The sequence below is a fragment of the Stenotrophomonas sp. SI-NJAU-1 genome (assembly GCF_020883215.1).
Classification (GTDB): Bacteria; Pseudomonadota; Gammaproteobacteria; order Xanthomonadales; family Xanthomonadaceae; genus Stenotrophomonas; species Stenotrophomonas indicatrix.
Genome location: NZ_CP086598.1, coordinates 4,029,305 through 4,056,000 on the forward strand (window position 1 = coordinate 4,029,305; position 26,696 = coordinate 4,056,000).

A 26,696-nucleotide genomic window follows, 5' to 3' on the forward strand; every position below is an offset into this window, starting at 1 on the left:
CCCTGGCCCCGCACCTTCGGGGGGCTGCACGATGAACCTGTCCGGCCCCTTCATCCGCCGCCCGATCGGCACCGCCCTGCTGGCCATCGGCTTGTTCATGGTCGGCGTGATCTGTTACCTGCGGCTCGGCGTGTCGGCACTGCCGAACATCGAGATCCCGGTGATCTTCGTGCACGCCAGCCAGTCCGGTGCGGATGCGGCGACCATGGCCTCCACGGTGACCGCGCCGCTGGAGCGCCACCTCGGCCAGCTGCCGGGCATCGACCGCATGCGTTCGTCGAGCTCGGAAGGCAGCTCGCTGGTGTTCATGATCTTCCAGAGCGACCGCGACATCGATTCGGCCGCGCTGGACGTACAGACCGCGATCAATTCGGCGCAGGCCGACCTGCCCTCGGGCATGGGCTCGCCGATGTACCAGAAGGCGAACCCGAACGACGACCCGGTGATCGCCATCGCGCTGACCTCGCAGACGCAGTCCGCCGATGAGCTGTACAACGTCGCCGATTCGCTGCTGGCCCAGCGCATCCGCCAGATCGGCGGCGTCGCCTCGGTGGATATCGCCGGTGCCTCGACGCCGGCGGTGCGTGTGGACGTCAACCTGCGCCTGATGAACGCGCTGGGACTGACCGCCGACGACCTGCGCAATGCCGTACGCGCGGCCAACGTGACCTCGCCCACCGGCTTCCTCAGCGATGGCAACACCACCACGGCGATCATCGCCAACGATTCGGTTGCACGCGCCGCCGACTTCGCCGATCTGGTGGTCAAGACCCAGGGCGATGGCCGGGTGATCCGCCTGAAGGACATCGCCAACGTCTACGACGGCCAGCAGGACGCCTACCAGGCCGCGTGGTTCGACCACAAACCGGCCGTGGTGATGTATGTGTTCACCCGCGCCGGCGCCAACATCGTCGAGACCGTGGACCGGGTGAAAGCGCAGATTCCCGCGTTGCGCGACTACCTGCAGCCGGGCACCACGATGACGCCCTACTTCGACCGCACCCCGACCATCCGGTCGTCGCTGCATGAAGTGCAGATCACCCTGCTGATCAGCCTGGCGATGGTGGTGCTGACCATGGCGCTGTTCCTGCGCCGGTTGGCGCCGACGCTGATCGCGGCGGTCACCGTGCCGCTGTCGCTGGCCGGCGCCGCGCTGGTGATGTACGTGATGGGCTTCACCCTGAACAACCTGAGCCTGCTGGCGCTGGTGATCGCGATCGGCTTCGTGGTCGACGATGCGATCGTGGTGATCGAGAACATCATGCGCCACCTCGACGAGGGCATGCCGCGGATGCAGGCGGCCTTCGCCGGTGCGCGCGAAATCGGCTTCACCATCGTCTCGATCACCGCCTCGCTGGTGGCGGTGTTCATCCCGCTGCTGTTCGCCAGCGGCATGATGGGCGCGTTCTTCCGCGAATTCACCGTCACCCTGGTGGCGGCGATCGTGGTGTCGATGATCGTTTCGCTGACGCTGACCCCGGCGCTGTGCAGCCGCTTCCTCAGCGCGCACGACCACACGGCGGCGCCGTCGCGCTTCGGCCGCTGGCTCGATGCCGGTCACGAGCGGATGCTGCGCATCTACACCGTGTTCCTTGATTTTTCGCTGCGCCATGCGCTGCTGCTGTCGTTGACGCCGTTGATCCTGATCGGCGTCACCATCTTCCTGTTCGGTGCGGTGAAGAAGGGCGCGTTCCCGCCGCAGGACACCGGCCTGATCTGGGGCCGCGCCAATTCCAGTGCGACGGTGTCCTTCGAAGACATGGTCAGCCGCCAGCGCCGCATCACCGACATGCTGATGGCCGACCCGGCAGTGAAGACCGTGGGCGTACGCCTGGGCAGCGGCCGCCAGGGCTCCAGCGCGCAGTTCAACGTGGAACTGAAGTCGCGCAAGGAAGGCCGCCGCGAAACCACCGCACACGCACTGGCACGGCTGAGTGCGAAGGCCGACCGCTACCCGGACCTGCAGCTGCGCCTGCGCGCGATCCAGGACCTGCCCAGCAACGATGGCGGTGGCAACAGCCAGGGCGCGCAGTACCGCGTCTCGCTGCAGGGCAACGACCTGGCCGCACTGCAGGAATGGCTGCCCAAACTGCAGGCGGCATTGAAGAAGAACCCGAAGCTGCGTGATGTCGGCACCGACGTCGACAACGCCGGCCTGCGCCAGAACATCGAGATCGACCGGGCCAAGGCCGCGCGCCTGGGCATCTCGGTCGGCGCCATCGACGGTGCGTTGTACGGCGCCTTCGGCCAGCGCCAGATCTCCACCATCTACTCGGACATCAACCAGTACAGTGTGGTGGTCAACGCGCTGCCGTCGCAGACCGCTACGCCTTCGGCGCTGGACGAAGTGCATGTGCGTGCACGCAACGGCGAGATGGTGCCGATCACGGCGGTGGCCCGCCAGGCGCCGGGCCTGGCGCCCTCGCAGATCACCCACGAAAACCAGTACACGACGATGGACCTGAGCTACAACCTCGCCCCCGGCGTCAGCATGGGCGAGGCCAAGGCCATCATCGACAGCACCGTGGCCGGCATGCGCATGCCCGGCGACATCCGCTTGGCCGACGACGCCGGCTTCGGCTTCAACTCCGACCCCAGCGACATGCTGATCCTGGTGCTGGCAGCCATCCTCACCGTCTACCTGGTGCTGGGCATCCTGTACGAAAGCCTGATCCACCCGGTGACGATCCTGTCCACCCTGCCGGCCGCCGGCGTCGGTGCGTTGCTGGCGCTGTTCGGCACCAACACCGAACTGTCGGTGATCTCGATGATCGCGCTGGTGCTGCTGATCGGCATCGTCAAGAAGAACGCGATCATGATGATCGACTTCGCCCTGGTGGCGCAGCGCGAACATGGGCTGACTCCGCGCGATGCTGCCCGTGAAGCCAGCATCGTGCGTTTCCGGCCGATCATGATGACCACGATGGTGGCGATCCTGGCGGCGGTGCCGCTGGCGATCGGCCTGGGCGAAGGTTCAGAGCTGCGTCGCCCGCTGGGCATCGCGATGATCGGCGGCCTGCTGTTCTCGCAGAGCCTGACCCTGCTCAGCACGCCGGCGCTGTACGTGATCTTCTCGTGCCTGGCCGAGCGCTGGAAGGCGCGGCGCGCGCGCAGGCGTGAAGCGAAGCTGCTCAGGCGCGCACAGCGGGCCTGACTTCGGTAGCGCCGGGCCATGCCCGGCGGCCTTTCAGCAGTCCGCGCTGCGCGCTCGCCGGGCATGGCCCGGCGCCACCGGCCTCTGGTGGGTGCGGACCGTTGGTCCGCATACCGTTGCCATTTGACGCGCTGTAACGAAAAGAGAACAATTCTCATCCAGCCATGGTCCTGCGCCCCCTTGTGGCGCCCCGCTGCCGTTCCCGGCACGCCTGCGTGATCCCAGCCACCGACCTTTCCCCCTGCATGGGCGGATGGCCCGTGGCCGCCCGCCGAGGATCTCCATCGATGTTGCCGATTCGCTCCCCCCGCCTGGCCGTACTGGCCGTCGCGCTGTCCGCCGCCTGCACTGCACACGCCGAAGCCCCGGCCGGATCCCGCAGCGCCACCGATCTGGACGCGGTCAAGGTCATCGCCGAGCGTACCCACACCGAGGCTGGCGCCCTCGGCGATCGCGCCCTGCGTGATACCCCGTTTGCGATCACCGCCGTCGGCCGTGAGCAGATCGAACAGCGCCAGGTCGTGTCGCTGGGCGAAGCCTTCCTGCTCGACCCCTCGGTCACCACCCAGGTCAGCGCCTATGCCAGTGGCTGGAGCTCGCCGATCCGCAACCGTGGCATCGACCTGAATTTCGACAGCTACCGGGTCAACGGTCTGCAGGTCTCGTCCTGGGGCACCGAATGGCCGCTGGAAGTGATGGAACAGGTCGACCTGCTGAAGGGTCCGGGAGGTTTCCTGTACGGCTTCGGCGCGCCGGGCGGCATCGTCAACTACATCACCAAGAAACCGACCGACGTACCGACCTTCTCCGCCCAGCTCGGCTGGCGCGAGCAGGGCATCGTCAGCGGAGGCATCGACGTCGGCGGCCGCTTCGGCAACGCGCAGATGTTCGGCTACCGCTTCAACGCATACCAGGAAAAGGGCGAAACCTTCAACGGTGGCCATGTCGATCGCAAGGTCGGTGCACTGTCGCTGGACGCGCGCCTGAGCGACGCGCTCACCTGGACCTTCGACGGCGTGTTCCAGTCGCGCGACCTGCGCGAGGAATCACCGCAGTACTACTTCCGTGGCCTGACCTCACTGCCGCGGCCGATCGCCGGCGATGTCGACAACAGCGTGCCCGGCACCTACTACGACACCCGCTCCAGCCTGCTGTCCACCGCGCTGAACTGGCAGATCAACAGCGACTGGAAGGCCAGCCTGAGCTATGGCGTCACCACCTCGTGGAACGACGTCAACAAGATCTTCGCCTACATCGACGACACCAACGGCGACTACGCCGTCAACGTCTATGAGCTCGGCGGCAAGAGCGAGTGGAAGCTGGCGCAGGCACTGGTGCAGGGCCGCTTCGGCACCGGCCCACTGCAGCACCAGCTGGTGGCCGGTGTCAGCCACCAGACCGGGCTGGGCTGGGACCGTCCCTACGAGTTCAGCCTGATCGGCCGCGCCAATCTCTACCAGCGCCATGGCATCCGTCACGACGCGGTGGGTTCCCGGGTGATGACCCGCGGTGACGAGACCGTGCAGCAGGCGGTGTTCGTCAGCGATACCGTCGATCTCGGCCATGGCTGGTCGGTGCTGGCCGGTTGGCGCTACAACGACTTCGAGACCAAGGGCGCCTACCACACCTATCCGGTCACCCCGACCTATGCGGTCATGTTCAAGCCCAGCGAGGCCGTCACCCTGTATGCCAGCTACATCGAGTCGCTGGAAGCAGGCAGCCGCGTAGGCAACAGCTACATCAATGCCGGCGATGTGCTCGACCCCACCATCAGCAAGCAGTACGAGATCGGCGCCAAGGTGGAAGCGAATCGCTGGAACGCGAATGTCGCTGCGTTCCGCCTGGAACGTGGCGCCAACATCGATCAGCTGACCGATGCAGGCAAGCGCCTGGTGCAGGATGGCATCACCCTGTACGAAGGCGTCGAAGCCAGCGCCGACCTGCACCTGACCGATGCGCTGACCGTGGGCGGTGGCGTGACCTGGCTGGACCCGACCTACGACAAGCTGTCACCGGGCAGCGCGGCGCAGGAAGGCAACCGTACCGTCGGTGCTGCGCGCTGGAGCGGCGTGCTGCACGCCACCTACCAGCTGCCGTGGGTGGAAGGGCTGGAGACCTATGCCGCCGTGCGCTACTACGGCGATGTCTGGTACGACGCCGACAACACCCTGAAGCTGCCCGACTACACCCTCGTCAACGCCGGCATCGGTTACCGCCTGCTGGCCTCCGGCCATCCGGTGACCCTGCGTGCCAGCGTGGAGAATCTGGCCAACCGCAGGTACTGGTCCAATGCCGGCGTCGGCCTGCCGCGCACCTTCGCGCTCAGCGTGCGGTTCGACATGTAACGGGCCTCGGTAGCGCCGGGCCATGCCCGGCGGCTGCATGCCACGCCGCGCATGGCGCGGCGCTACCGGATTTCACGCGTGGCCCGTAATAATGGTGGCCGATCCTTTCGCCGAGCCTGCATGTCCGCACGCGAATCCCGCCTCAGCCGCCTGTGGGCCCACGAGAAGGCCAGCTATGGCCTGCGGGTGTTCATTGCCCTGACCGCGGCCCTGGCTGTGTGCTGGCACCTGGATGCGCTGACCGCGCTGCCCGGCGTGTTCCTCGGCATCATCGCCAGTGCGATTGCCGAGACCGATGACAACTGGTGGGGCCGGACCAAGGCCGTGCTGCTGTCGCTGTTGTGCTTCTGCCTGGCGGCGGCCTCGGTGATCTGGCTGTTCCCCTGGCCGTGGATATTCATCGCGGCCCTGGCGCTGTCCACGTTCGGCCTGACACTGCTCGGTGCACTGGGCGAGCGCTACGCGTCCATCGCCCAGGCGACCGTCACGCTGGCCATCTACACCATGATCGGCCTGGAACAGCATGGCGCCCATGACCTGCACAGTGCGCTGGATGCGGTCAGCCACCTGCTTGCGGGTGCGGTCTGGTACGGGCTGCTGTCGATCCTGTGGACCACGTTGTTCGCCAACCGGCCGGTGCGCGAGCGCGTGGCCCGCCTGTACGTGGAACTGGGCCGTTACCTGCAGCTCAAGGCCGCGCTGTTCGAACCCGTACGCGAGGCGGACCTGCAGCGCCGCCAGCTCGACCTGGCCGAGCAGAACCGCCGCGTAGTCGGCGCGCTGAACGAAGCGAAGACGGCAATCCTGGCGCGCTTTGGCCGCTCCGGACGGCCCGGCGTCAACTCCGGCCTGTACCTGCGCCTGTACTACATGGCACAGGATTTCCATGAGCGCGCCAGCTCCTCGCATTACCCGTACGGCGCGCTGGTCGACGCGTTCTTCCACAGCGACGTGCTGTACCGCTGCCAGCGACTACTCGACCTGCAGGGCCAGGCCTGCGCACGGCTGGGCGAAGCGATCCGGCTGCGTCGTCCGTTCGTCTACGGCGAGAGCAACCAGCAGGCCGGGCGCGATCTGGCCGATGCCCTGGCCTACCTGCGCGACCAGCAACGCCCGCAGTGGCAGCGCCTGCTCGGCTCGCTGGACCTGCTGGTGCACAACCTGCGCAGCATCGAGCGCCGCCTGCTCGATGCCGAACGATCCGAAGCCAGCCTGGACAACGTCGACACCCGCCTGCGCGACAGCAACCCGCACACACTGCGCGAAATGGGCGTGCGCCTGCGCCAGCAGCTCACCCCCGGCTCGGTATTGTTCCGCCATGGCCTGCGCATGGCGCTGGCACTGATCGCCGGTTTCGTTGCCATCCGTCTGTTCAATGCACAGAACGGCTCGTGGGTCCTGCTGACCATCGTATTCGTGTGCCGGCCCAGCTTCGGTGCCACCCGCCAGCGCCTGGCCCAGCGCATCGTCGGTACGCTTGCCGGCCTGGTGCTGACCTGGGCGCTGCTGCAGCTGTTCCCAACGCTGGAGATCCAGCTGCTGATCGCACTGCTGTCGGCACTGCTGTTCTTCTTCACCCGTACCGACCGCTATCTGGTCGCCTCGGCCGCCATCACGGTGATGGCGCTGACCTGCTTCAACCTGATCGGCGACGGCTTCGTGCTGATCGTGCCGCGCATGGTCGATACGATCCTGGGGTGCGCGATCGCCGCAGCGGCCGCGTTCCTGATCCTGCCGGACTGGCAGGGTCGACAGCTGCACCGCGTGCTGGCGCGGGTGCTGGATACCGCCGCCCGTTATCTGGAATCGGTGCTGGGCCAGTACCGCAGCGGCATGCGCGACGACCTGGCCTACCGCATCGCCCGCCGCGACATGCACAACGCCGATGCCGCACTGTCCACCGCATTGTCGAACATGCTGCGCGAACCGGGCCACGTGCGCCGCAACCTCGATTCGGGTTTCCACTTCCTGGCGTTGTCCAACACTCTGCTCGGGCATCTGTCGGCGCTGGGTGCGCACCGCGACCAGGTCGACAGCTACGCGGGCGATCCACTCGCGCTGGCCGCCGGCGAGCGGGTGCGTAAAGCGCTGCAGCAGCTGGCGTCGGCATTGACGGCGCAGCAGCCGGTGCCAGAGGAAGACAACGACGCCGATCGTGCGGTGGCTGCGGAACTGGAGCAGCTCGATGAGACGATGCCGCCGAAGCTGCAGTTGATCCGCACGCAGATGGCGCTGGTGCTGCGGATGCTGCCGAAGGTGAGGGCAGCGGCCAATGGCGCGGTGCGCGGCCTGGCTTGAGCGGACGGCATCCACGCATGGCGTGGATCTACTGCAGCGGCATCCACGCATGGCGTGGATCTACTGCAGCGGCATCCACGCATGGCGTGATCTGCTGGAGCGGCGTGCGTCCACGGCGGCATCCAATACCCCCCGGAACGACGGTCCCGTCGTCCCTGCATACGGGCAGGAATGCTAGGCTGCGCCGGTCCAAGGAGGTTCCATGTCCGGTCACAACCAGTTCGCCCTGCTGCGCCAGCGCCGTTTCCTGCCGTTCTTCATCGTGCAGGGCTTGGGTGCCTTCAACGACAACGTGTACCGGCAGGCGATCATCGGCCTGCTGTTCTATCTGGGCGTGGCCGAGAGCGAGCGCACGCTCTACACCAACCTGGCGCCGGCGCTGTTCATCCTGCCCTACTTCCTGTTCTCTGCCTTGGCCGGGCAGATCGCCGAAAAGCTGGAGAAGTCGCGGCTGATCGTGATCACCACCACCATGGAGATCGTGATCATGACGCTGGCTGCGGTGGGCTTCCTCACCGAGAGCCTGCCGGTGCTGCTGGTGGCCCTGTTCTGTACCGGCCTGCAGTCCACCCTGTTCGGCCCGGTGAAGTACTCGGTGCTGCCCTCGGTGCTGCGCCCGGAAGAACTGACCGGTGGCAATGGCCTGGTCGAGATGGGCACGTCGATGTCGATCCTGACCGGCATGATCGTCGGCGGCCTGGTGTTCACCCTGGTCGGCAGCCATGGCCCGATCGTGGCCGCCACTGCGGTCATCGCGCTGGCGATCTGCGGCAACCTGGCCGCGCGCATGATCCCCAAGGTGGATGCCGGCGCCCCGGACCTGAAGATCAACTGGAACCCGGTCCCCGAATCGCTGGCCGTGCTGCGCATGGCCAGGAAGCAGAAGGCGGTCCGCAACGCCATCCTCGGCGTGTCCTGGTTCTGGTTCGTCGGCACCATCCTGACCGCGCAGCTGCCGTCCTATGCGGTCACCAACCTCGGTGGCGAGCCCACCCTGTACATCTTCGCCCTGGCGCTGTTCTCGATCGGCACCGGCGTCGGTTCGCTGCTGTGCGAAAAGCTGTCGGCGCGCACCGTGGAGATCGGCCTGGTACCGCTGGGTGCGTTCGGCATGACTGCCTTCCTGCTGGACCTGTACTTCGCACGCGCCGGTGAAGCCACCGCGCAGGGCCTGTCGGTCACCCAGTTCGTGCACCAGGCCGGCAGCATCCGCATCATCATCGACCTGCTCGGCATCGGCCTGTTCACCGGCTTCTTCGTGGTGCCGCTGTTTGCGTTGATCCAGAGCCGCACGCCGAAATCGGAGATGTCGCGCGTATTCGCCGCGCTGAACATCCAGAACTCCGGCTTCATCGTCGCTGCGGCCGTACTCGGCCTGCTCACCCAGCGGCTGCTCGGCTGGACCATCCCGCAGCTGTTCCTGGCACTGGCCATCGCCAATGCCGTGGTGGCGATCTACATCTTCACCATCGTCCCCGAATTCCTGATGCGCTTCCTCAGCTGGGTGATGGTACGCACGCTGTACCGGCTGCGCCCGCACGGCATCGAAGCGAACGTGCCCGATGAGGGACCCGCGCTGCTGGTCTGCAACCACGTCAGCTACATGGACGCGCTGATCCTGTCGGCGACGATTCCGCGCCCGGTGCGCTTCGTCATGTACTACAGGATCTTCAACATCCCGGTGATGCGCTGGATCTTCCGCACCGCCAAGGCGATTCCAATCGCCGGTGCGCGCGAAGACCCGGCCCTGATGCAGCGCGCGTTCGATGAAGTCGATGCCGCACTCGCCGAGGGCGAGCTGGTGTGCATCTTCCCGGAAGGCGCACTGACCCGGGACGGCACGATGGCACCGTTCAAATCCGGCGTGGAGAAGATACTTGAACGCCGCCCGGTGCCGGTGGTGCCGATGGCGCTGCGCGGCATGTGGTCAAGCATGTGGAGCCGCCGCGATACCCGTCTGGGGCGCATGCGCGTACCGCGCCGGTTCCGGGCGACAGTGGAGGTGGTCGCCGCCCCGGCGGTGGATGGCCGTTCAACCGATGCCGCCGCCCTGGAAGCGCAGGTCCGCACCCTGCGCGGCGACCTCGCCTGACGCAATCGCCCCCTTCCGCGGGCGATGACGGGTCGCCGCATACGCCGCCGTCCAGAGGCGATGCACGACCCAACGGGGCTGAAAACGCATACATGCGTCGTCGGTTGCGGTAGATTACGCACCCACAGGGGGGAGGTTCGGCCCGTTCACACGGCCGGCCACCAAGGAATGGAGTCTTGCTTTGAATCAACCGCCACCGCTCAGCCGTCCGGTCTACATCCCCAACCATCTGGTCTGGGCGATCCTGACGACGCTGTTCTGCTGCCTGCCGTTGGGCGTGGTGTCGATCGTGTATGCCGCCCAGGTCGATGGTCGCCGCGCGGCCGGAGACCTGCCGGGGGCCTATAGCGCGTCGCGCAAGGCGGGCTGGTGGGCGGTGGCTTCGGCCGTCGCCCTGCCGGTCCTGTTGCTGTTGTGGTTCGGGCTGTTCGGCGGCTTGGCCGCGCTGGGCGCTCTATCCGACCTTTGATTCACCACCACCACCCATCGAGGAGCTTGAACCATGAACACCACCACTGCGCAGGTCCCCAACAATCTGGTCTGGGCCATCCTGTCCACCCTGTTCTGCTGCCTGCCGGCCGGCATCGTGTCGATCGTCTACGCCGCCCAGGTCAACGGCAAGCTGGCTGCCGGCGACGTCGCCGGTGCCCGTGAGTCGGCCGACAAGGCCAAGAAGTGGGCCATCTGGTCGGCTATCGCCGCCGTCGTCGTCATGGTGCTGTACTTCATCATCATCATGGCCGTTGGCGGCCTGGGCGCCCTGAGCGGCGGCAACGGCAGCTACTGATGCCCGCGACGGGGTCCGGCCATGCGCCGGATCCCGCCCCCGCATGTCCGCACTTCCTGCTCGATCCCGACTCAGCCGCTGGGCTCCGCTGCTGGCCGCATCCGGCCTGGCTGCGGGTGCCGCCGTGGTCCTGCGCCACGTCAATCCGTATGTCTCCGGCAATCCGCTGCCGGGTTGTCCGCTGTACGCACTGACTGGCTTCTACTGCCCCGGCTGCGGCAGCACGCGCTGCCTGTATTCACTGGTCCACTTCGACCTGCCCGGCGCGATGGCGATGAACCCGTTGCTGGTCATCAGCCTGCCCTTCCTGTTCCTGATGCTGCTCAACACCGCCGGCGTGCGCCCGCGCGTGCTTGATCCACTGATGCGGGTACTGGCCAGCCCCACGTTCTGGCTGTGGCTGCTGCCCGGCTATGCCGTGCTGCGCAACCTGCCGTGGGCACCGTTCACCGCGCTGGCCCCGGTGTAGGTTTCCCGCCAACGGCGCAGCCCCTCGTGGTGGAAGGCAGAAGCTGGGGTTGGCCGGGCAGGTGGGCTGCGCAGGGGGCGCTGCAAGTACGTCCATGTAAGCTCGGTCGCGCCATCCATGGCGCTTACGCCCCTGCGCAACCCACCCGCCCGGCCACGGACAATTTCCGTGCGCGTCCACCACGGAAAGAAAGAGAAGATCAAAAGCAGAAGCGGGTCGCTCCGCTCGGCATCCACGCGTGGCGTGGATCTACTGGCCGTCATCGGAAACTGTCGAGGGGGGGGCGGTGTGGGGCTGCAGGACCGTTGGCGCCATGGATGGCGCCATCGAGCCCCCATGGATGGGTTAACGGCGTGTCCTGCAGCCCCACACCGCCCCGCCAAACCCACAGAAATCCAGAGCCTCTGTTGCAGTTGCAGTTGCGGTTGCAGTTGCTTCCAGCGGGTGCAGGGCAGCAAGCCCTGCAGAAAGAACAACTAAGTCACCCAGCCCGCGATCACCAGCAGGGCCAGCACCGCCAGCCACAGCAGCAGCATCCGCCACACCAGGCTCATCGCATCCCGCAGGTCAGGCAACCGCTGCCACACCGGCAGCAGGCCGGCTTCGGTGTAATCGTGAGCGTCTTCGCGAAGCTCGGCATTGACGCTGGCGCGCGCCACCGCACCCAGGAAACCGATGCCACCGGCCAAGCGCTCACCATGCGCCTGGCGCCATGCTTTCCAGGCCGTGTCGAAGTTGCCGACCAGGGCCATCGAGAACGCCATCAACTGTGCCACCGGCCACTCGATCCAGCCCAGCAACCGCTGTGCCAGCGCCAACGGCTCCACCGGCACGCGCGCGCGCATCGGGCTTTCCGCCATCAGTGCCAGCAGGCGATAACCGAGAGCCCCCACCGGACCCAGCAGCAGGAACCAGAACAGCACCGCGAACCAGCGCCGCAGGGCGTTGAGCACGGTCGCCTCGACCAGTGAAGGAACATCCTCGCGCAGGCTGCCACCGGCCGACTGCAGGTTGCGTACCGCCGCCTGCCGGGACGGCGCATCGTCGGCATCGATGATCGCCTCGATGTCGCGGTCCAGATCGCGCGGGCCCCAGCACCAGGCCAGCACGGCCACGCCCAGCAGCAGCGCCGGAAGGCCGAACAGCACCCCGCGCAGCAGCCAGGCGACCAGCGCCATCAGCAGCAGTGGCGGTACGATCGCCAGCGCCACGCCGGCGGGCCCCTGCCAGGCCCGACCACCGCGCGCGTCCAGCCAGCCCAGCCAACGCCGGAAGCCGTCGAAACGGCGCAGCGACGCGGCAGCGGCCGGGGCGACATGGCCAAGGGCCAGTGCCACCAACACGGCGACCAGGGTGGTGAACATGGCAGGTCTCCCTACGAGCGAGCGTTCGGCGTCGCTACCTTACCTGTCGCAGCGTCGCCGTCAGCGGTGAACCGTACTGTAACCGGCAGCGTGTTCAGGTGGCGGCAATGCTGGCGCCGCCGGATGCCGGTTGCTGGCGGTACCAATGCTCGATCAGACCCCGCGAAATGGAAATCGGCGGTGACAGACGGATGCCTTCTCCATCGTCCTCGACGTCACGCGCGAGGGCCGCGCCAACTTCCTCGGCGCTGAACCAGCGCGCGTCTTCCAGTTCGCCATCCACGGTCGGCACGTCGTCGTGTGCCTGCGCACGGAATCCGACCATCAATGCGCCGGGGAACGGCCAGGGCTGCGAGCCCAGGTACTGGCAGGCGGTCACCCGCACCTTGCTCTCTTCGTGCACTTCGCGCGCTACGGTCTGCTCGAAGGTCTCGCCCGGCTCGACAAAGCCGGCCAGCACCGAATAGCGGCGCGGCGCCCAGTTGGACTGGCGGCCCAGCAACAGCCGGCCCTGGTTTTCCACCGCGACGATCACCGCCGGGTCGACGCGCGGATAGTGCTCGGTCGCGCACTGCGGGCAGCGGCCGACGAAGCCACCCCGGGCGAACGTCACGGCACTGCCGCAGACACCGCAGAAGCGGGTACGCGATTGCCAGTAGGACATGCCACGGGCGTAGCTGAAGGCGGTCGCATCGGCCACGGTCCACAGCAGCGCGGCCTGGCGCAGATCGAGCCGGCGTGGCGCGGTGACGGCCACGCTGGCCGCTTCCACCGAGAACCACGCCTGCTCGCCACGCAGGCCGAGGAAGATCGCAACACCTGGCCCGCCACCGACATCGGCGCCGGTCAACGCCAGCGGCTGGTCGTCATCACCGGTGAAGGCGGTGCCGTCCTGGTCCAGGACAAGAATGCGCGCATCGGGCCACAGGCGCGCCAGAGCATCGGCATCTTCGCGCATGGCATCGGCGCGCTCCAACGGTTCACCCACGAAGGCAAAACCGGAAAGCGGCGAAGGAGAATTGAGCATCCAGCTAGCCTGCCGCCAATCACGGCAAGTGGCAAGCCGCAGACTGTGCAGAAACCCGCCTGTGGTTGCAGTAACGGTCATCCACGCATGGCGTGGATCCAGCGAAGGCAGCGCGCGGGGTGCATGCCCCACGCCCTGCAATTACATGCTGAAACTGCTGCCGCAGCCGCAGGTGGTCTTGGCGTTCGGATTGCGGATCACGAACTGCGCACCGGTCAGGCTCTCGGTGTAATCCACTTCAGCACCCATCAGGTACTGCAGGCTGAGCGGATCGACCAGCAGGGTGACCCCGCTGGTCTGCACCGCCAGGTCATCGCCGGCACGGTTCTCGTCGAACTCGAACCCGTACTGGAAGCCCGAACAGCCGCCACCCTCGATGTACACACGCAATGACAGGTCGGGGTTGCCCTCGTCCTGGATCAGTTCCTTGACCTTGGCCGCAGCGGCCTCGGTGAAGTTCAGCGGCCGATCCAGCGACTGGTAGTCGGGCGCGGCGGCCGGCGTGGCGCCGGGGAGGGAGACGAGCGTGTTCATGGGCTCAGCATGGGGGCGCCGGCGCTGGCTTTCAAGCCATCGCCTCGGCCAGCTTGCGACGGGCGGCGGTGTCGCCCTTGCCGTCAGCGGACGCTTCGCCTTCCGGCGCCGGCAGGGCCTGCATCGGGGCGCTGGCATGGATCAGCCGGCCGTTCAGCTGGGCACCCGCATTCATTTCCACCACCTGGTAGTGAACATTGCCGTTGACCCGCGCACTCGGGGTCAGTTCGACCTTTTCGGTGGCATGGACATCGCCGTCCAGGCGGCCACTGATGACCACCACCTGGGCGCGGATCTCGCCTTCGATCACGCCATGCTCGGCGAGGGTCAGGGTCGCCGCGCTGGCGCCCTCCTGGGCAATCACCTTGCCGTGGATGCGACCTTCCACGTACAGGCCACCACTGAATTCCACATCGCCACGGATCACCACCTGGTTGCCGATCAGGGCATCCACCACCAGTTGGCCATCACGGCTGGATTTGCTGCTTCCGAACATCTGCCTACTCCCCTTTGCTGGCCGGTGCGCCGGCCTGTTTCCAGTCGAATACCTGCGTGGTGCCCCCCGCACCACTCCCCAATGTCACCTTCACCCGTTGCGGGGTGAAGTCAGCCGGCAGCATCACGCTGCCGGTGAGCTGCTGGAAGTACCGGAACGAGTAATCCTGTCCCGGCACCTTGCTGCGCTGGTGCAGCTCGTCCCAGCTGATGGTGGCCAGCTTGCCGTTCTTCACGCCTTCCACCGTGAAACGCATCTGCCCTTGGCTGATCGCTCCGCGGTTGAGGTTCTGCGTCAGCACCACGCTGTACTGCCAGGTGCCGGCCGATTCCGGGCTGAATTCAATCGAATGGGTGTTCAGGCCCTTGCGCTGGCTGGTCGAGCCCACCAAGCGTTCGTAGAAGGCGACGTCAGCGCGCAGGCCGGCGATCTCTTCATCGCGCTCGGCCAGAGAGGACTGCACTTCGTTGTTGGCGGCGCGGCTGATGCGGTCCGACGCTTCCAGCGTGGCCTGCTTCTGGCGCAGTTCGGTCAGCTGCGTCTGCAGCGTATCGGCGCGCTTCTCGGCAGCCTGCACGCGCTGGCCCTGTTCGCCGCGCGGCGTGCCCAGCCAGCAGCCACCCAGCACCGCAAGCACCAGGCTCAGCAGCCAGATGCCGGCGATCACCAGCAGGCGACGGCGGTCGGCGGGGGGTTGCGCGGCACCGGGAAGGCGGACCTGCACGCGCATGGGAGGGCGGTTGTTCATGGGTAGTCTCCGTGGCAGCGCCGAAGCGCCGCCAGTACGGCCCCTGGGGCAAACGACGGGCTAGTGTATGACAGGAACGGCAGGTTTCCCCGGTGCCGGCCGGTACCGGGCGGTGGCATTCAGCCACTCCATGGTCGATAGTGTGGCACCCCGCACAGTTCCGCCGCCGGAGCCCGCCATGACCGAAGCCCACCTGTTCGTGATCGGCATCCTGCTGGCCTGGCTGGCCGGCATCCGCGTTTACCTCACCGTATTCGGCGTCGGCATCGCCGGCCTGCTCGGCTGGGTCGACCTGCCACCGGCGCTGCAGGCCACCGAGTCGTGGTGGGTGCTCGGCACGTCGGCGGCGCTGGCCATTGCCGAATTCTTCGCCGACAAGATTCCCGGCGTGGATTCAGCCTGGGACCTGGTGCAGACCCTGGCGCGCGTGCCCGCCGGCGCTTTCCTCGCGGCAGCGACACTGTCGCCCGATGGCGACCTGGGCACCGGTGCACTGGTCGCCGGCGCGGGGGTTGCGCTGGCCAGCCATGGCCTGAAGGCCGGCACCCGCGCCCTGCTCAATACCTCACCGGAACCGGCCAGCAACTGGGTCGCCTCTGCGGCCGAAGATACCGTGGTGATCGGCGGCTTGGCGCTCGCGCTGGCGCATCCATGGATCGCGCTGGTGGTGGTGCTGGCCTGCAGCCTGGCCGGCGCATTGCTGGTCTGGCTGGTCTGGCGCACCCTGTGGAAAAGCGTGCGCTGGTTGGCACGTGGCGGCAGCGACGACGGACAACGGCAACCGCGTACCGGCTGATCGGCAGGCTTGTCGCATAATGGCCGCGAACACCAGGAGCATCGATGGCCGCAAACGAATCCGCCGCGGGCCCCCGCCCGGGACGCGCTGAAACCCCTCCGGCCGATCATTGGCAACGTTGGGCCGCCCCCTTGGCCGCGGCAACGCCTGCCGAAGCAGTACCGGCGGTGTCAGAGACACCCGTCCTGTCGGTGCCCGGCGACGGCGCCCGACTGGCGGCTCCGCCGCCCCTGCCCTCCACCGCGGCACTGCCCGAGGCGGGCAACAGTGACATCCCGCCTGTCGATGCCGACTCGCCCTACCGCGTGCTGATCGTCGAAGACGATCGTGCCCAGGCGCTGTTCGCACAGAGCGTGCTGCATGGCGCCGGCATGCAGGCGATCGTGCTCGGCGATGCCGATGGCGTGCAGCAGGCCATCCGCGAGCAACGCCCTGACCTGATCCTGATGGATCTGCACCTGCCCGGGCTGGATGGCATGCGGCTGACCGCGATGATCCGCCAGCAGCCCGGCATGCAGCTGCTGCCGATCGTCTTCCTCAGCGGCGACCCGGATCCGGAGCGCCAGTTCGAAGTGCTCGACTGCGGTGCCGACGATTACCTGAGCAAGCCGATCCGGCCGCGCCACCTGATTGCCGCGGTGGCCAACCGTATCCGCCGCGCACGCGCGCAGGCAGCGACCCTGCCCGGTGCCAACGGTGCACCGGCCACCAGCAACCCGGAAACCGGGCTGCCCACGCGCCACCACGTGCTGCAGCAACTCAACGCGACGCTGGCGCAGCACGACCGCGGTGGCGTGTTCTTCGTGGAAATCTCCAGCGCGCTGGGCCTGCGCGAGCGCTATGGCTATGCGGCCTTCGAGCGGCTGATGGTGCAGGCCGGGCAACGCCTTGCCGAGGCTGGCCATCCGCACCTGCTGGCGCGCCTGAACGACAACAGCTTCCTGCTGCTGGCGCGCAACGCCGATGAGGACAGCCTGGAAGCGATCGCCGGCACCCTGCGCGAGCAGCTGTCGGCGCGCGCCTTCGTGATCCGCGACGACGAGTCGGTACACCTGCGTGGCGTGGTCGGCTACGCGCCGCTGTCGCCGGGTTTCGACGATGCCAGCAGCGCCCTGGAAGCGGTCGAACGTACCACCCTGCAGGCACGCCTGCTCAGCGCCGGCGTGGCCGGCCACGTGCATCGCCAGGTCACGACCGAGCAGGAGCACCTGGCGTTGCTGGAAGGCCAGCTCGAGCTCGCTTACCAGCCGATCGTCGCCGTCGCCGGCGGCAGCAGCGCGCAGTACCAGTTGCTGCTGCGCCTGCGCCGGTCCGATGGCAGCGTACTGACCGCCGGCCAGGTGATTCCGGCAGCCGAGGCGGCCGGCCGCATCGCCGACCTCGACCAGCAGGTGCTGGAGCATGCGATGGGTCTGCTCGACCTGTATCGCCACGCCACCCAGCCGCTGAACCTGTTCGTCTCGCAGTCGCTGCGTACCCTGCAGCGCGATGCCTTCGCCGACTGGCTGCTGGAGTCACTGCAGCAACGCCGGCTGCCCGGCAGCGCGCTGGTGATCGACGTGCGCCTGCCCGATGCACTGATCCACACCGTGCCGTTGCAGCAGTTCTGCCAGCGCATGGCCAGCGTCGGCGTGCGCTTCTGCCTGAGCCAGTTCGAACCGGGCAGCGAAGCCCTGGCCCTGCTCACCCAGCTGCCACTGTCGTTCGTGCGCATGGCCGCACGCTTTTCCAGCAGCCACTCCAACCCCGATACGCGCGAAGAACTGCGCCGATCGATCGAGCAGGCGCATGCAGCCGGCCTGCAGATCATCGGCCAGCAGATCGAGGACCCGCAGGCAGCGGCCGCGATGTGGGTCGGCGGTGTCGATTACATCCAGGGCAACATGGTGCAGTCGGCCGGCAGCGACCTGAACTTCGACTTCCACAACGCGGTGCTCTGAGTGTCACCGACGGTCGCGCTGTTGGCGGTACTGGCGCTGGCCATCGTCGCCCTGCTGGTACTGGGCCTGCGATTGCGTTCGCGCAATCGCGCGCTGGCGACACTGCAGCGCGAACGCATCACCCTGACCAGTGAACGCGACCAGCTGCGCCGCACCACCGAGCGCCAGGGCCAGCTGGAACATCAGCTGCTGCAGGCCAAGCAGGCTGCAGAAGCAGCCGTGCTGGCCAAGGGCGAATTCCTGGCCACCATGAGCCATGAAATCCGCACCCCGCTCAACGGCATCCTGCCGATGCTGGAGCTGATTGCCCGCGGCCCGCTCGGCGAAGACCAGCGGCAGATGCTGGCCACCGCCTCGGCCAGCTCGCAGCAGCTGCTGCGCATCGTCGATGACATCCTCGACTACTCGCGCCTGGAAGCCCAGGCGCTGGAGCTGGAGATCACCAGCTTCAACCTGCGCGAACTGCTCGACGGCGTGGTGCAGCTGCTGCAGCGCGCCGCCGAAGCCAAGGGCCTGACGCTGAGCCTGCAACTGGATCCGGCCGTGCGCCTGCCGGTACGCGGCGACCCCGTGCGCCTGCGCCAGGTCCTGGGCAACCTGCTGGCCAATGCCATCAAGTTCACCGCACGCGGCCAGGTGCAGTTGCGCGTGCAGCGGCTGGGCGAAGGCCCCGCCCAGCACCAGCTGCGTTTCGAAGTGGTCGACACCGGCATCGGCATCAATGAGGCCCTGCAGGCGCGGCTGTTCCAGTCCTTCAGCCAGGCCGACGCGTCCACCACCCGCATCTACGGTGGCACCGGCCTGGGCCTGGCCATCTGCAAGCGCATCACCGACCTGATGCATGGCGACATCGGCGTGCATTCCACCCCAGGCCAGGGCGCAACCTTCTGGTTTGAAATACCGCTGCTGAAGATTCCCGGCGACCTGCCGGCGCTGGCCCGCTCGCCGGCAGCGCTGCTGCTGTACACCGCCGATGCGCAGCTGCAGCCACGCGTCGAACGCATCGCCGCGCACCACGGCCTGCAGGTGCAGCCGCTGGCCAGCATTGATGAGGCAATGGAACGCCTGCGCGCAGCACCACGCCCGGGCCAGAGCACACCGGCATGGCTGCTGGTGGACGCGCGCCACCGCCGCAATGGCGAGGCAGCCCTGCAGCGGGCCTTGGCCGAGCGCGGTGCCGACGACGCACTGCAGGTGCTGTGGCTGCAGGATGATCCGGTTGCTGCCCGGCCGCGCCAGCAGCAGCTGCACAGCACCTTCAACGATGCCGACCTGCACGCGCTGCTGGCACAGCCAACCGCCACCGCGCGCCCCGCAGCGCTGCTGGCCAACGCCGAAGACGCCAAGCCAGCCGCCGCGCTGCCGCCACTGGATCTGCAGGTGCTGCTGGTCGAAGACAATACTGTCAACCGGATGGTGGCCGAGCACCTGCTGCGGGTCTTCCAGTGCCAGGTGCGCAACGCGGCCGATGGCGAGCAGGCCCTCGCACTGCTGCGCGAAGGTGGAATCGACGTGGTGCTGATGGATTGCCAGATGCCGGTGCTCGACGGCTACAGCGCGACACAGCGCTGGCGCACGGAGGAAGCCGAAGCCGGGCGCACGCGGTTGCCGATCATCGCGATGACCGCCAACGCCATGGCCGGTGATCGCGAACGCTGCCTGCAGGCGGGCATGGACGACTATCTTTCCAAGCCGATCACGCGTGAAGCGCTGCATGCGCTGCTGCAGCGCTGGGGCCGGGTTTCCGTGGATCGCGGACATGCACCGCTGCCGGACCCCGTGCAACCTGCCGCAACCCCGGGCGTGCCCGACGGCGAAAGCCTGGACGATGAACGAACGCGCGCGATCCCGATTCCTCAGCCGGTGCTTGATCGCAGTGTGCTGGATGAACTGCAGGCGGTGATCGGCGATGCCGCCGCGCAGATCGTAACGGTGTTCCTGGAAGACGCACCGCAGCTGGTGCAGCAGCTGCAGCAGGCGGCGCAGGGCAACGACATCGAACGCCTGCAGGCGCTGTCGCACAGCCTGAAATCCTCCAGCGCCAACGTCGGCGCGCTGTCGCTGTCAGCGGTGGCGCGACGGATCGAACTCGAAGCCCGCAGTGGCAGCCTGCAGCGCCCTGCCGTGGCAGTGGCGCTGCTGGTGGCGGAGTTCGCCCGCGCGCGCGTGGCGCTGACCGGCTACCTCGCCGGCCAGGCCCGTTGAGTCACTCTTCGAGCTTGCTCAGCAGGTACTTCGGCTCACCGATGCGCTCGATCAGCTCCAGCTGGGTTTCCAGCCAGTCGATGTGTTCTTCCTCGGAATCGAGGATCTTCACGAACAGCTGGCGGCTGACGTAGTCACCGACCGAGTCGGCATAGGCCACGGCCTCGCGCAGGGTGACCACGCCATCGCGTTCCAGCGACAGATCGCACTGCAGGATCTCGGTCGGGTTCTCACCGATGCGCAGCTTGCCCAGCGCCTGGAAATTCGGCAGGCCTTCAAGGAACAGGATGCGATCGGCAAGCATGTCGGCATGCTTCATTTCCTCGATCGATTCCTTGTACTCGTGTTCGGCCAGTTCCTTGATGCCCCAGTTCTTGAGCATCTTGGCGTGCAGGAAGTACTGGTTGATCGCGGTCAGCTCGTTGTAGAGGACCTTGTTGAGGAATTCGATGACCTTGGTGTCGCCCTTCATGGGGATGCTCCTGCACGCTGAAATCGCGGGCACTGTAACGCCTTGCGCCTGCGCGTGAAGGAACGCGAATCGTGTGCATTGACCACTGCGGCCAGCAATGAAGACCAGGAGAGCGCGGCGTCAACGCGCCGCGAAACGACTCAAGCGACCTGCGCCAAGCCCAGTACCGGCAACGGCAGATCGTGGGTGGCACGCGCCTTGGCCAGCAGCTCGCCGGCCATGTCCAGGCAGGAACCGCAGGTGGCGCCGCATCCGGTGCGCATGGTCAGCTCGGCCACCGACGTGACGCCATGGCTGGCGGCTTCGCGGATCTGGTGGTCGGTAACACCATTGCAGATGCAGACGTACACGGGCAGGAACCAAGGCAGCAGGCCAGTAGCGGCCTGGGCACTATTCCAATGGAAACGAGAATGGTTGTCAATCAGGGACCTGAACCATTCTCGATAAGGTTCAGCCTCCAGTCCAACCGGCCCGCCGTAGGGCGGCTACAGATACAACAGCGCCAGCACCGGCGTGCCAAAGAAGACGATCAGCCAGCAGCGCTCGCCGCCTGCTGCCCTCCGCCGAATCAGGTGGTCCGCCAGGAACAGGGCACCGGCACCGGTGGCCAGAGCCAGGACCACCCCCAGCGCAAGCGGCATCCATGCGATGTCGGCGAGGATCACCACGCACAACAGCAGCCAGGGCAGGCTTGCCAGACGGACAGCCAGTTGCTGACGGAAACAACCGGCAGGGGGACGTTGTGACAGCTCGCTCCGCGCTTTGCGCAGCTTCCCCGTCAAACGGCCCCCGGCTCACCCTTCGCCTTGCGCGGCCAGTATCCGCCGCGCTTGGGCGTGCGCTTGCGTGGCCTGTCATGGCCAGCGGCATGGCCGGGCATCCAGGCCTCGGCAGCGCTCTTGGGCATGGCGCTGATGCCCTGCCCGGCCACTCCCTGGGCCAACGGCGCCAGATGTCGCAGGGCGCGCGCGTAGACGCCACGCTTGAACACCACCACATGCTCCACCGGGTACCAGAAGTCCACCCAGCGCCAATGATCGAACTCGGGCGAGTCGGTATGGTCCAGGCTGACGTGGGCCTCATCACCGGTCAGGCGCAGCAGGAACCAGACCTGCTTCTGGCCGATGCAGACCTGGCGTTCGTTGCGGCGGATGGCACGCGCCGGCAGCTTGTAGCGCAGCCAGCCCGGTGTCGCCCCAAGCACTTCAACGTGCTCCGGCAACAGCCCGGTCTCTTCCTGCAGTTCACGATACATGGCCTCGACAGGCGTCTCGTCGGTGTTCATGCCACCCTGCGGGAACTGCCAGCCATCCCGGCGCACACGTCGTGCCCAGAACACCTGCCCGTCCTGCCGCATCAGCACGATGCCGACGTTCGGTCGATAGCCGTCCGGATCGATCACGATGCGGACTCCTAAGAAAATCTACTGGTTGGGACTATCCCATGCCGTCTGTCGGGCCACAAGCACGATACAAAGGTGTTGACAGTCCTCGTACACATCAGCAGAATAGCGGGCTCACCAAGGCTATGTAGCTCAGCCGGTTAGAGCACAGCACTCATAATGCTGGGGTCGGTGGTTCGAGTCCACCCATAGCCACCACGTTGAAGTTGTTTTTCAACGTGAAAAGTGAGAAAATGGTTACACGCGACATTGCCCCGTCGCCAAGCGGTAAGGCACCTGACTCTGACTCAGGCATTCGGTGGTTCGAATCCATCCGGGGCAGCCAAACAAAAAAGAAAAAAGCCTGATCGAAAGATCAGGCTTTTTTCTTTTTTGTCTGGTCACGCATCCCACCTTATCCCCGCGCCCGTCGGCGTGCCCCCTTGAACAACAAGGGGGCTCTTCTCCAGAAAGGGATCCGGGGGCGGATCCTTTTCCAAAGGAAAAGGCCCTGACCCCACCCCATCGCCAGCCACTGGCCGGCAACCTGGAAATGCATGGCCCCCGGAACGACAAAAGCCCGGCCGAAGCCGGGCTTTTGCTTTTCCATCCAGCGGGCTCCCGAAGGAGCCCAACCAGGCGCGGTAAATCAGCGCTTGGAGAACTGGGTGGCGCGGCGGGCCTTGTGCAGACCGACCTTCTTACGTTCGACTTCGCGGGCGTCGCGGGTCATGAAGCCAGCCTTGCGCAGCTCGGACTTCAGGGTCTCGTCGTACTCGACCAGAGCACGGGCGATGCCCAGACGGATCGCACCGGCCTGGCCGGTGGTGCCGCCGCCAGCGGCGGTGACCAGGATGTCGAAGCTCTCGGTGTTCTTGGTCAGCTCGAGCGGCTGGCGCACGATCATGCGAGCGGTCTCACGGCCGAAGAACTCGTCCAGCGGACGGCCATTGACGGTGATGTTGCCCGAACCCTTGCGCAGGAACACGCGAGCGGTGGAGGACTTGCGGCGGCCAGTGCCGTAGTTTTGAGTGATAGCCATGATTAGATATCCAGAACCTGCGGCTGCTGTGCGGCGTGCGGATGCTCAGTGCCGGCGTAGACCTTGAGCTTGCGGTACATCTGGCGACCCAGCGTGCCCTTCGGCAGCATGCCCTTGACGGCGGTCTCGATCACGCGCTCCGGGTGGCGCTCAAGCGCCTGGGCGAGGGATTCGGTCTTCAGGTTGCCGATGTAACCGGTGAAACGGTGATACATCTTGTCCTGCAGCTTCTTGCCGGTGACGACAATCTTTTCTGCATTGATGACGACCAGGTAGTCGCCGGTATCAACGTGCGGGGTGTAGACCGGCTTGTGCTTGCCACGCAGACGGCGGGCCAGCTCGGTGCAGAGACGGCCCAGGGTCTTGCCCTCGGCGTCGACGAGGTACCAGTCGCGCTGGACGGTCTCGTTCTTGGCAGTGAAAGTGCTCATGAAGAACTCTTGGTTAGGTCGGGCTCATTGCGGCGAAGGACTCGCCGGAACTCTGCCACGCGTTGTGAAAGGTGGAGCGTAAGGGGCGGCATTGTACGCAGCTTGGCTGGCGGGTGCAACCGGCCCCCTGCCCCGGGTTGGCAGGGGACCGGGGCCGGGCGAGAATCGGGCCTCCCCCGCTCCACGCCGTGCCGCCATGACCGTGCTTCGCCAGACCACTCCGCTGGACCACCTGCTGACCGAGGCGCAGCGCGCCCTGGACACGGTGTTCGGCAACCCGCCGGCCAGCCGCCCCTATCCGGCCATGGACACCGGCGAGCCCGGCATGGACAGCGCCCAGCGTCGCCACGCGGCCGGGCTGATGCGCATCAACCATGTCGGTGAGGTCTGCGCCCAGGGCCTGTACTTCGGCCAAGCCGCGGTGGCACGCGACCCGGCGACCCGCGAACATCTGCTGGAGGCGGCCCAGGAAGAAACCGACCACCTGGCCTGGTGCGCCACCCGCCTGGGCGAACTGGACAGCCGCCCGAGCCTGTTCAATCCGCTGTGGTACGCCGGCAGCTACACCATCGGCACCCTGGCCGGTCTGCGCGGCGACGGCTGGAACCTGGGTTTCGTGGTCGAGACCGAGCGCCAGGTGGAAGCCCATCTGGACGAACACCTGGTCGACCTGCCGGCCGGCGACCTGCGCAGCCGCGCGGTCATCCGGGTGATGAAGGAAGACGAGGCCCGGCATGCCGAGCATGCCGAACAGGCCGGCGCACGCCGCCTGCCGTTCCCGATCCCGGGCGCGATGGCGCTGGCCTCCCGGGTGATGAAGACCATTGCCTACCGGCTGTGAGGCCAACTGACGGTAGTGCCGGCCGCTGGCCGGCGGCCCCGCATGGGTCGCCGCAGGTCATGAGGTTGCCGGCCAGCGGCCGGCACTACCAGGGCTTAGTTGGGTGACACCAGCTTCAGGCCGATCACGCCGGCCACAATCAGGCCCACGCAGGCCAGGCGCGCCGGGGAAGCGCTGTCGTTGAACAGGTAGATGCCCAGCACCGTCACGCCCATGGCGCCGATGCCGGTCCAGATCGCATAGGCCGTGCCGACCGGAATGTTCTTCATCGCCTGGCTCATCAGGTACAGGCTGATCAGGGCCGACACCACCGTCAGGGCGGTCGGCACGGGTTTGCTGAAACCTTCGGAGTACTTCATTCCAAGGGCGAATCCGATCTCGAACAGACCGGCCAGCAGCAGATAGATCCAGGGCATGGGTGGGGGCTCCTTACCTTTTTGGGAAAAACGAAACGGCCCGGTGTTTTCACACCGGGCCGTAAGTCGGTACATCGCCGTGGAACTGAATATTGCGCAGCGCGCCTGTTCCACGGGGCGGGACGTCCCGCCTGGGTGGCGATGCCTGCCGGCATCGCGCATGGGTTACTCGGCCAGGTTCCGCCCGTGGAACAGCTCTTCGATCTCACGACGCAGCAGCGCCTCGATCTTCATGCGTTCCTTGAACGAGATGTTCTTGGCCTTCTCTTCGAACAGGTACTGGTCCAGGTCGAAGTCCTTCAGGTGCATCTTCGTGTGGAAGATGTTTTCCTGGTAGACGTTGACGTCGAACATCTCGTAACGCGACTTGATGTTCTTGGCCAGGAAGTTCTGGATCGAGTTGATCTTGTGATCGATGTAGTGCTTCTTGCCCTTCACGTCACGGGTGAAGCCACGGACGCGGTAGTCCATGATCACGATGTCCGATTCCAGGCTCTCGATCAGGTAGTTCAGCGCCTTCAACGGCGAAATGACGCCGCAGGTAGCCACGTCGATGTCGGCGCGGAAGGTGGCAATGCCTTCCTGCGGGTGCGTTTCCGGATAGGTGTGCACGGTGATGTGCGACTTGTCCATGTGCGCGACCACGGCATCGGAGATCAGCTCCTTGCCGGCCTGCTTCTTGTCGATCACCGGTTCTTCGGAGATCAGGATCGTCACCGAGGCACCCTGCGGATCGTAATCCTGGCGGGCCACGTTGAGGATGTTGGCGCCGATGATCTCAGCGACATCGGTCAAGATCTGAGTCAGCCTGTCGGCGTTGTACTCTTCATCGATGTATTCAATGTAACGCTGACGCTCCTCTTCGGTGCGCGCGTAACACACGTCATAGATGTTGAAGCTCAGCGCCTTGGTGAGGTTGTTGAAACCCTGCAACCTCAGGCGAGGCAACGGCTTGACCACGGCGGTCGATTCCTGTGTAAGAAGGGAAAGGGGGAATTATGCGGCATAAGTGTCTCCAGGGGGAACGTGAACACGCTCAGCTTCTGGCACACTGTTTGCCCTTAACAATTGCGCTGGTTAAGCTCCGCTATCGACCCCGTGAATCCGTTCATGCGCAGAGGGAGCGCCCCTATCGTGTCAACCGTGCGCCTAGCTAGCAGCCCATTGGCCTTGGACATCGCAACAATCGACCGCTTCCTGGCACACAGCCACCGGCGGCGCTATCCCACCCGTACCGACGTCTTCCGACCCGGTGACCCGGCGGGAACCCTGTATTACGTGATCAGCGGCTCGGTTTCGATCATGGCCGAGGAGGAAGAGGACCGCGAGCTGGTACTGGGCTATTTCGGCGCCGGTGAGTTCGTCGGCGAGATGGGCCTGTTCGTGGAGTCGGACCGCCGCGAGGTGATCCTGCGCACCCGCACCGCCTGTGAGCTGGCCGAAATCAGCTATGAGCGCCTGCACCAACTGTTCCTCGGCCCGCTGTCGGCCGATGCCCCGCGCCTGCTGTACGCGCTGGGCCAGCAGATCTCCAAGCGCCTGCTGGACACCAGTCGCAAGGCCAGCCGCCTGGCGTTCCTGGATGTCACCGACCGGATCGTGCGCACCCTGCACGATCTGGCGCAGGAGCCGGAGTCGATGAGTCATCCGCAGGGCAGCCAGCTGCGCGTCTCGCGCCAGGAACTGGCCCGTCTGGTTGGCTGCTCGCGCGAAATGGCCGGCCGCGTGCTGAAGAAGCTGCAGACCGACGGCCTGCTGCACGCCCGCGGCAAGACCGTGGTGCTGTACGGCACCCGTTGACCCCCCGGTGTCCGCCGGGCATGGCCCGGCGGATCGCCGTACGTGCGACGTACCATCG

The 26,696-nt window shown here is 66.5% G+C and carries 25 protein-coding genes and 2 tRNA genes; 14 read left to right on the forward strand and 13 right to left on the reverse strand.

Annotation, left to right across the window (positions count from 1 at the left end):
• Positions 1–31 precede the first annotated feature (31 nt).
• From LMF57_RS18320 to LMF57_RS18350, 7 genes are all read left to right on the forward strand, one after another.
• Positions 32–3,154, forward strand: a complete 3,123-nt coding sequence (locus tag LMF57_RS18320; RefSeq protein ID WP_099843921.1) for an efflux RND transporter permease subunit — start codon at positions 32–34, stop codon at positions 3,152–3,154.
• 287 nt (positions 3,155–3,441) lie between these two features.
• Positions 3,442–5,499, forward strand: a complete 2,058-nt coding sequence (locus LMF57_RS18325) for a TonB-dependent receptor (RefSeq protein WP_229290355.1) — start codon at positions 3,442–3,444, stop codon at positions 5,497–5,499.
• Between the two features lie 120 nt (positions 5,500–5,619).
• A complete protein-coding gene (gene yccS / locus LMF57_RS18330) occupies positions 5,620–7,797 on the forward strand; it encodes a YccS family putative transporter (RefSeq protein WP_229290356.1) in 2,178 nt (725 codons plus the stop codon).
• Positions 7,798–7,999: 202 nt separating this feature from the next.
• Positions 8,000–9,889, forward strand: a complete 1,890-nt coding sequence (locus LMF57_RS18335) for an MFS transporter (RefSeq protein ID WP_229290357.1) — start codon at positions 8,000–8,002, stop codon at positions 9,887–9,889.
• Between the two features lie 181 nt (positions 9,890–10,070).
• Positions 10,071–10,358 carry a CD225/dispanin family protein gene (locus LMF57_RS18340; protein ID WP_117311576.1) on the forward strand — a complete coding sequence of 96 codons (288 nt, stop codon included), beginning with the start codon at positions 10,071–10,073 and terminating at the stop codon, positions 10,356–10,358.
• 33 nt (positions 10,359–10,391) lie between these two features.
• A complete protein-coding gene (locus LMF57_RS18345; RefSeq protein WP_117311577.1) occupies positions 10,392–10,676 on the forward strand; it encodes a CD225/dispanin family protein in 285 nt (94 codons plus the stop codon).
• Between the two features lie 43 nt (positions 10,677–10,719).
• On the forward strand, positions 10,720–11,145 hold the full coding sequence (locus tag LMF57_RS18350; RefSeq protein ID WP_117311578.1) for a DUF2752 domain-containing protein: 426 nt from the start codon (positions 10,720–10,722) through the stop codon (positions 11,143–11,145).
• Between the two features lie 476 nt (positions 11,146–11,621).
• Here LMF57_RS18350 and ampE read toward each other — a convergent pair whose 3' ends face one another.
• The 5 genes from ampE to LMF57_RS18375 form a co-directional block, all read right to left on the reverse strand.
• Complete coding sequence (gene ampE, locus LMF57_RS18355; protein WP_117311579.1) at positions 11,622–12,509, reverse strand: regulatory signaling modulator protein AmpE; 888 nt, start codon at positions 12,507–12,509, stop codon at positions 11,622–11,624.
• Positions 12,510–12,603: 94 nt separating this feature from the next.
• A complete protein-coding gene (gene nudC, locus LMF57_RS18360) occupies positions 12,604–13,536 on the reverse strand; it encodes an NAD(+) diphosphatase (RefSeq protein WP_229290358.1) in 933 nt (310 codons plus the stop codon).
• Between the two features lie 141 nt (positions 13,537–13,677).
• Positions 13,678–14,070, reverse strand: a complete 393-nt coding sequence (gene erpA / locus LMF57_RS18365) for an iron-sulfur cluster insertion protein ErpA (protein WP_025874631.1) — start codon at positions 14,068–14,070, stop codon at positions 13,678–13,680.
• Positions 14,071–14,101: 31 nt separating this feature from the next.
• Positions 14,102–14,566, reverse strand: a complete 465-nt coding sequence (locus LMF57_RS18370) for a polymer-forming cytoskeletal protein (protein WP_025874630.1) — start codon at positions 14,564–14,566, stop codon at positions 14,102–14,104.
• A 4-nt stretch (positions 14,567–14,570) separates the two neighbouring features.
• On the reverse strand, positions 14,571–15,314 hold the full coding sequence (locus LMF57_RS18375) for a DUF6776 family protein (protein ID WP_025874629.1): 744 nt from the start codon (positions 15,312–15,314) through the stop codon (positions 14,571–14,573).
• A 178-nt stretch (positions 15,315–15,492) separates the two neighbouring features.
• Here LMF57_RS18375 and LMF57_RS18380 point away from each other — a divergent pair, with 178 nt between their 5' ends.
• Genes LMF57_RS18380 through LMF57_RS18390 form a run of 3 tightly spaced genes read left to right on the forward strand, consistent with a single transcriptional unit; the run spans position 15,493 to position 20,255 of the window.
• On the forward strand, positions 15,493–16,110 hold the full coding sequence (locus LMF57_RS18380; RefSeq protein WP_025874628.1) for a DUF4126 domain-containing protein: 618 nt from the start codon (positions 15,493–15,495) through the stop codon (positions 16,108–16,110).
• Positions 16,111–16,154: 44 nt separating this feature from the next.
• A complete protein-coding gene (locus LMF57_RS18385; RefSeq protein WP_229290359.1) occupies positions 16,155–18,050 on the forward strand; it encodes an EAL domain-containing protein in 1,896 nt (631 codons plus the stop codon).
• A complete protein-coding gene (locus LMF57_RS18390) occupies positions 18,051–20,255 on the forward strand; it encodes an ATP-binding protein (protein WP_229290360.1) in 2,205 nt (734 codons plus the stop codon). It abuts the gene before it with no gap.
• Position 20,256: 1 nt separating this feature from the next.
• Here LMF57_RS18390 and bfr read toward each other — a convergent pair whose 3' ends face one another.
• From bfr to LMF57_RS18410, 4 genes are all read right to left on the reverse strand, one after another.
• Entirely contained in the window at positions 20,257–20,727 is a 471-nt protein-coding gene (gene bfr / locus LMF57_RS18395) for a bacterioferritin (RefSeq protein ID WP_025874625.1), read from the reverse strand.
• 140 nt (positions 20,728–20,867) lie between these two features.
• Positions 20,868–21,077 carry a bacterioferritin-associated ferredoxin gene (locus tag LMF57_RS18400; protein ID WP_032951724.1) on the reverse strand — a complete coding sequence of 70 codons (210 nt, stop codon included), beginning with the start codon at positions 21,075–21,077 and terminating at the stop codon, positions 20,868–20,870.
• Between the two features lie 135 nt (positions 21,078–21,212).
• Positions 21,213–21,395 (reverse strand): hypothetical protein, encoded by a 183-nt coding sequence (locus tag LMF57_RS18405; protein ID WP_229290361.1) that lies wholly within the window; start codon positions 21,393–21,395, stop codon positions 21,213–21,215.
• 110 nt (positions 21,396–21,505) lie between these two features.
• A complete protein-coding gene (locus LMF57_RS18410; protein WP_049466578.1) occupies positions 21,506–22,129 on the reverse strand; it encodes an RNA pyrophosphohydrolase in 624 nt (207 codons plus the stop codon).
• Positions 22,130–22,250: 121 nt separating this feature from the next.
• Between LMF57_RS18410 and LMF57_RS18415 the strand changes: the two genes are divergently transcribed.
• Both LMF57_RS18415 and LMF57_RS18420 read left to right on the forward strand, forming a co-directional pair.
• Positions 22,251–22,327, forward strand: a tRNA-Met gene (locus LMF57_RS18415).
• 52 nt (positions 22,328–22,379) lie between these two features.
• Positions 22,380–22,454, forward strand: a tRNA-Gln gene (locus LMF57_RS18420).
• Between the two features lie 303 nt (positions 22,455–22,757).
• Here the strand turns inward: LMF57_RS18420 and rpsI are convergent.
• Together rpsI and rplM are read right to left on the reverse strand one after the other, a co-directional pair.
• Entirely contained in the window at positions 22,758–23,150 is a 393-nt protein-coding gene (gene rpsI / locus LMF57_RS18425) for a 30S ribosomal protein S9 (RefSeq protein WP_005411311.1), read from the reverse strand.
• A 2-nt stretch (positions 23,151–23,152) separates the two neighbouring features.
• Positions 23,153–23,581: a 50S ribosomal protein L13 gene (gene rplM, locus LMF57_RS18430; protein WP_025874623.1), complete on the reverse strand. Its 429-nt coding sequence runs from the start codon at positions 23,579–23,581 to the stop codon at positions 23,153–23,155.
• Positions 23,582–23,777: 196 nt separating this feature from the next.
• Between rplM and coq7 the strand changes: the two genes are divergently transcribed.
• Positions 23,778–24,422 carry a 2-polyprenyl-3-methyl-6-methoxy-1,4-benzoquinone monooxygenase gene (gene coq7, locus LMF57_RS18435; protein WP_208081548.1) on the forward strand — a complete coding sequence of 215 codons (645 nt, stop codon included), beginning with the start codon at positions 23,778–23,780 and terminating at the stop codon, positions 24,420–24,422.
• Positions 24,423–24,517: 95 nt separating this feature from the next.
• Here coq7 and sugE read toward each other — a convergent pair whose 3' ends face one another.
• Both sugE and speD read right to left on the reverse strand, forming a co-directional pair.
• The gene (sugE, locus tag LMF57_RS18440) at positions 24,518–24,838 is read right to left on the reverse strand and encodes a quaternary ammonium compound efflux SMR transporter SugE (RefSeq protein WP_025874621.1); all 321 of its coding nucleotides are present in this window, start codon (positions 24,836–24,838) and stop codon (positions 24,518–24,520) included.
• A gap of 165 nt (positions 24,839–25,003) precedes the next feature.
• Positions 25,004–25,798 (reverse strand): adenosylmethionine decarboxylase, encoded by a 795-nt coding sequence (gene speD / locus LMF57_RS18445; protein WP_025874620.1) that lies wholly within the window; start codon positions 25,796–25,798, stop codon positions 25,004–25,006.
• Between the two features lie 150 nt (positions 25,799–25,948).
• Between speD and crp the strand changes: the two genes are divergently transcribed.
• On the forward strand, positions 25,949–26,638 hold the full coding sequence (gene crp, locus LMF57_RS18450) for a cAMP-activated global transcriptional regulator CRP (RefSeq protein ID WP_025874619.1): 690 nt from the start codon (positions 25,949–25,951) through the stop codon (positions 26,636–26,638).
• The last annotated feature ends 58 nt before the right edge of the window (positions 26,639–26,696 follow it).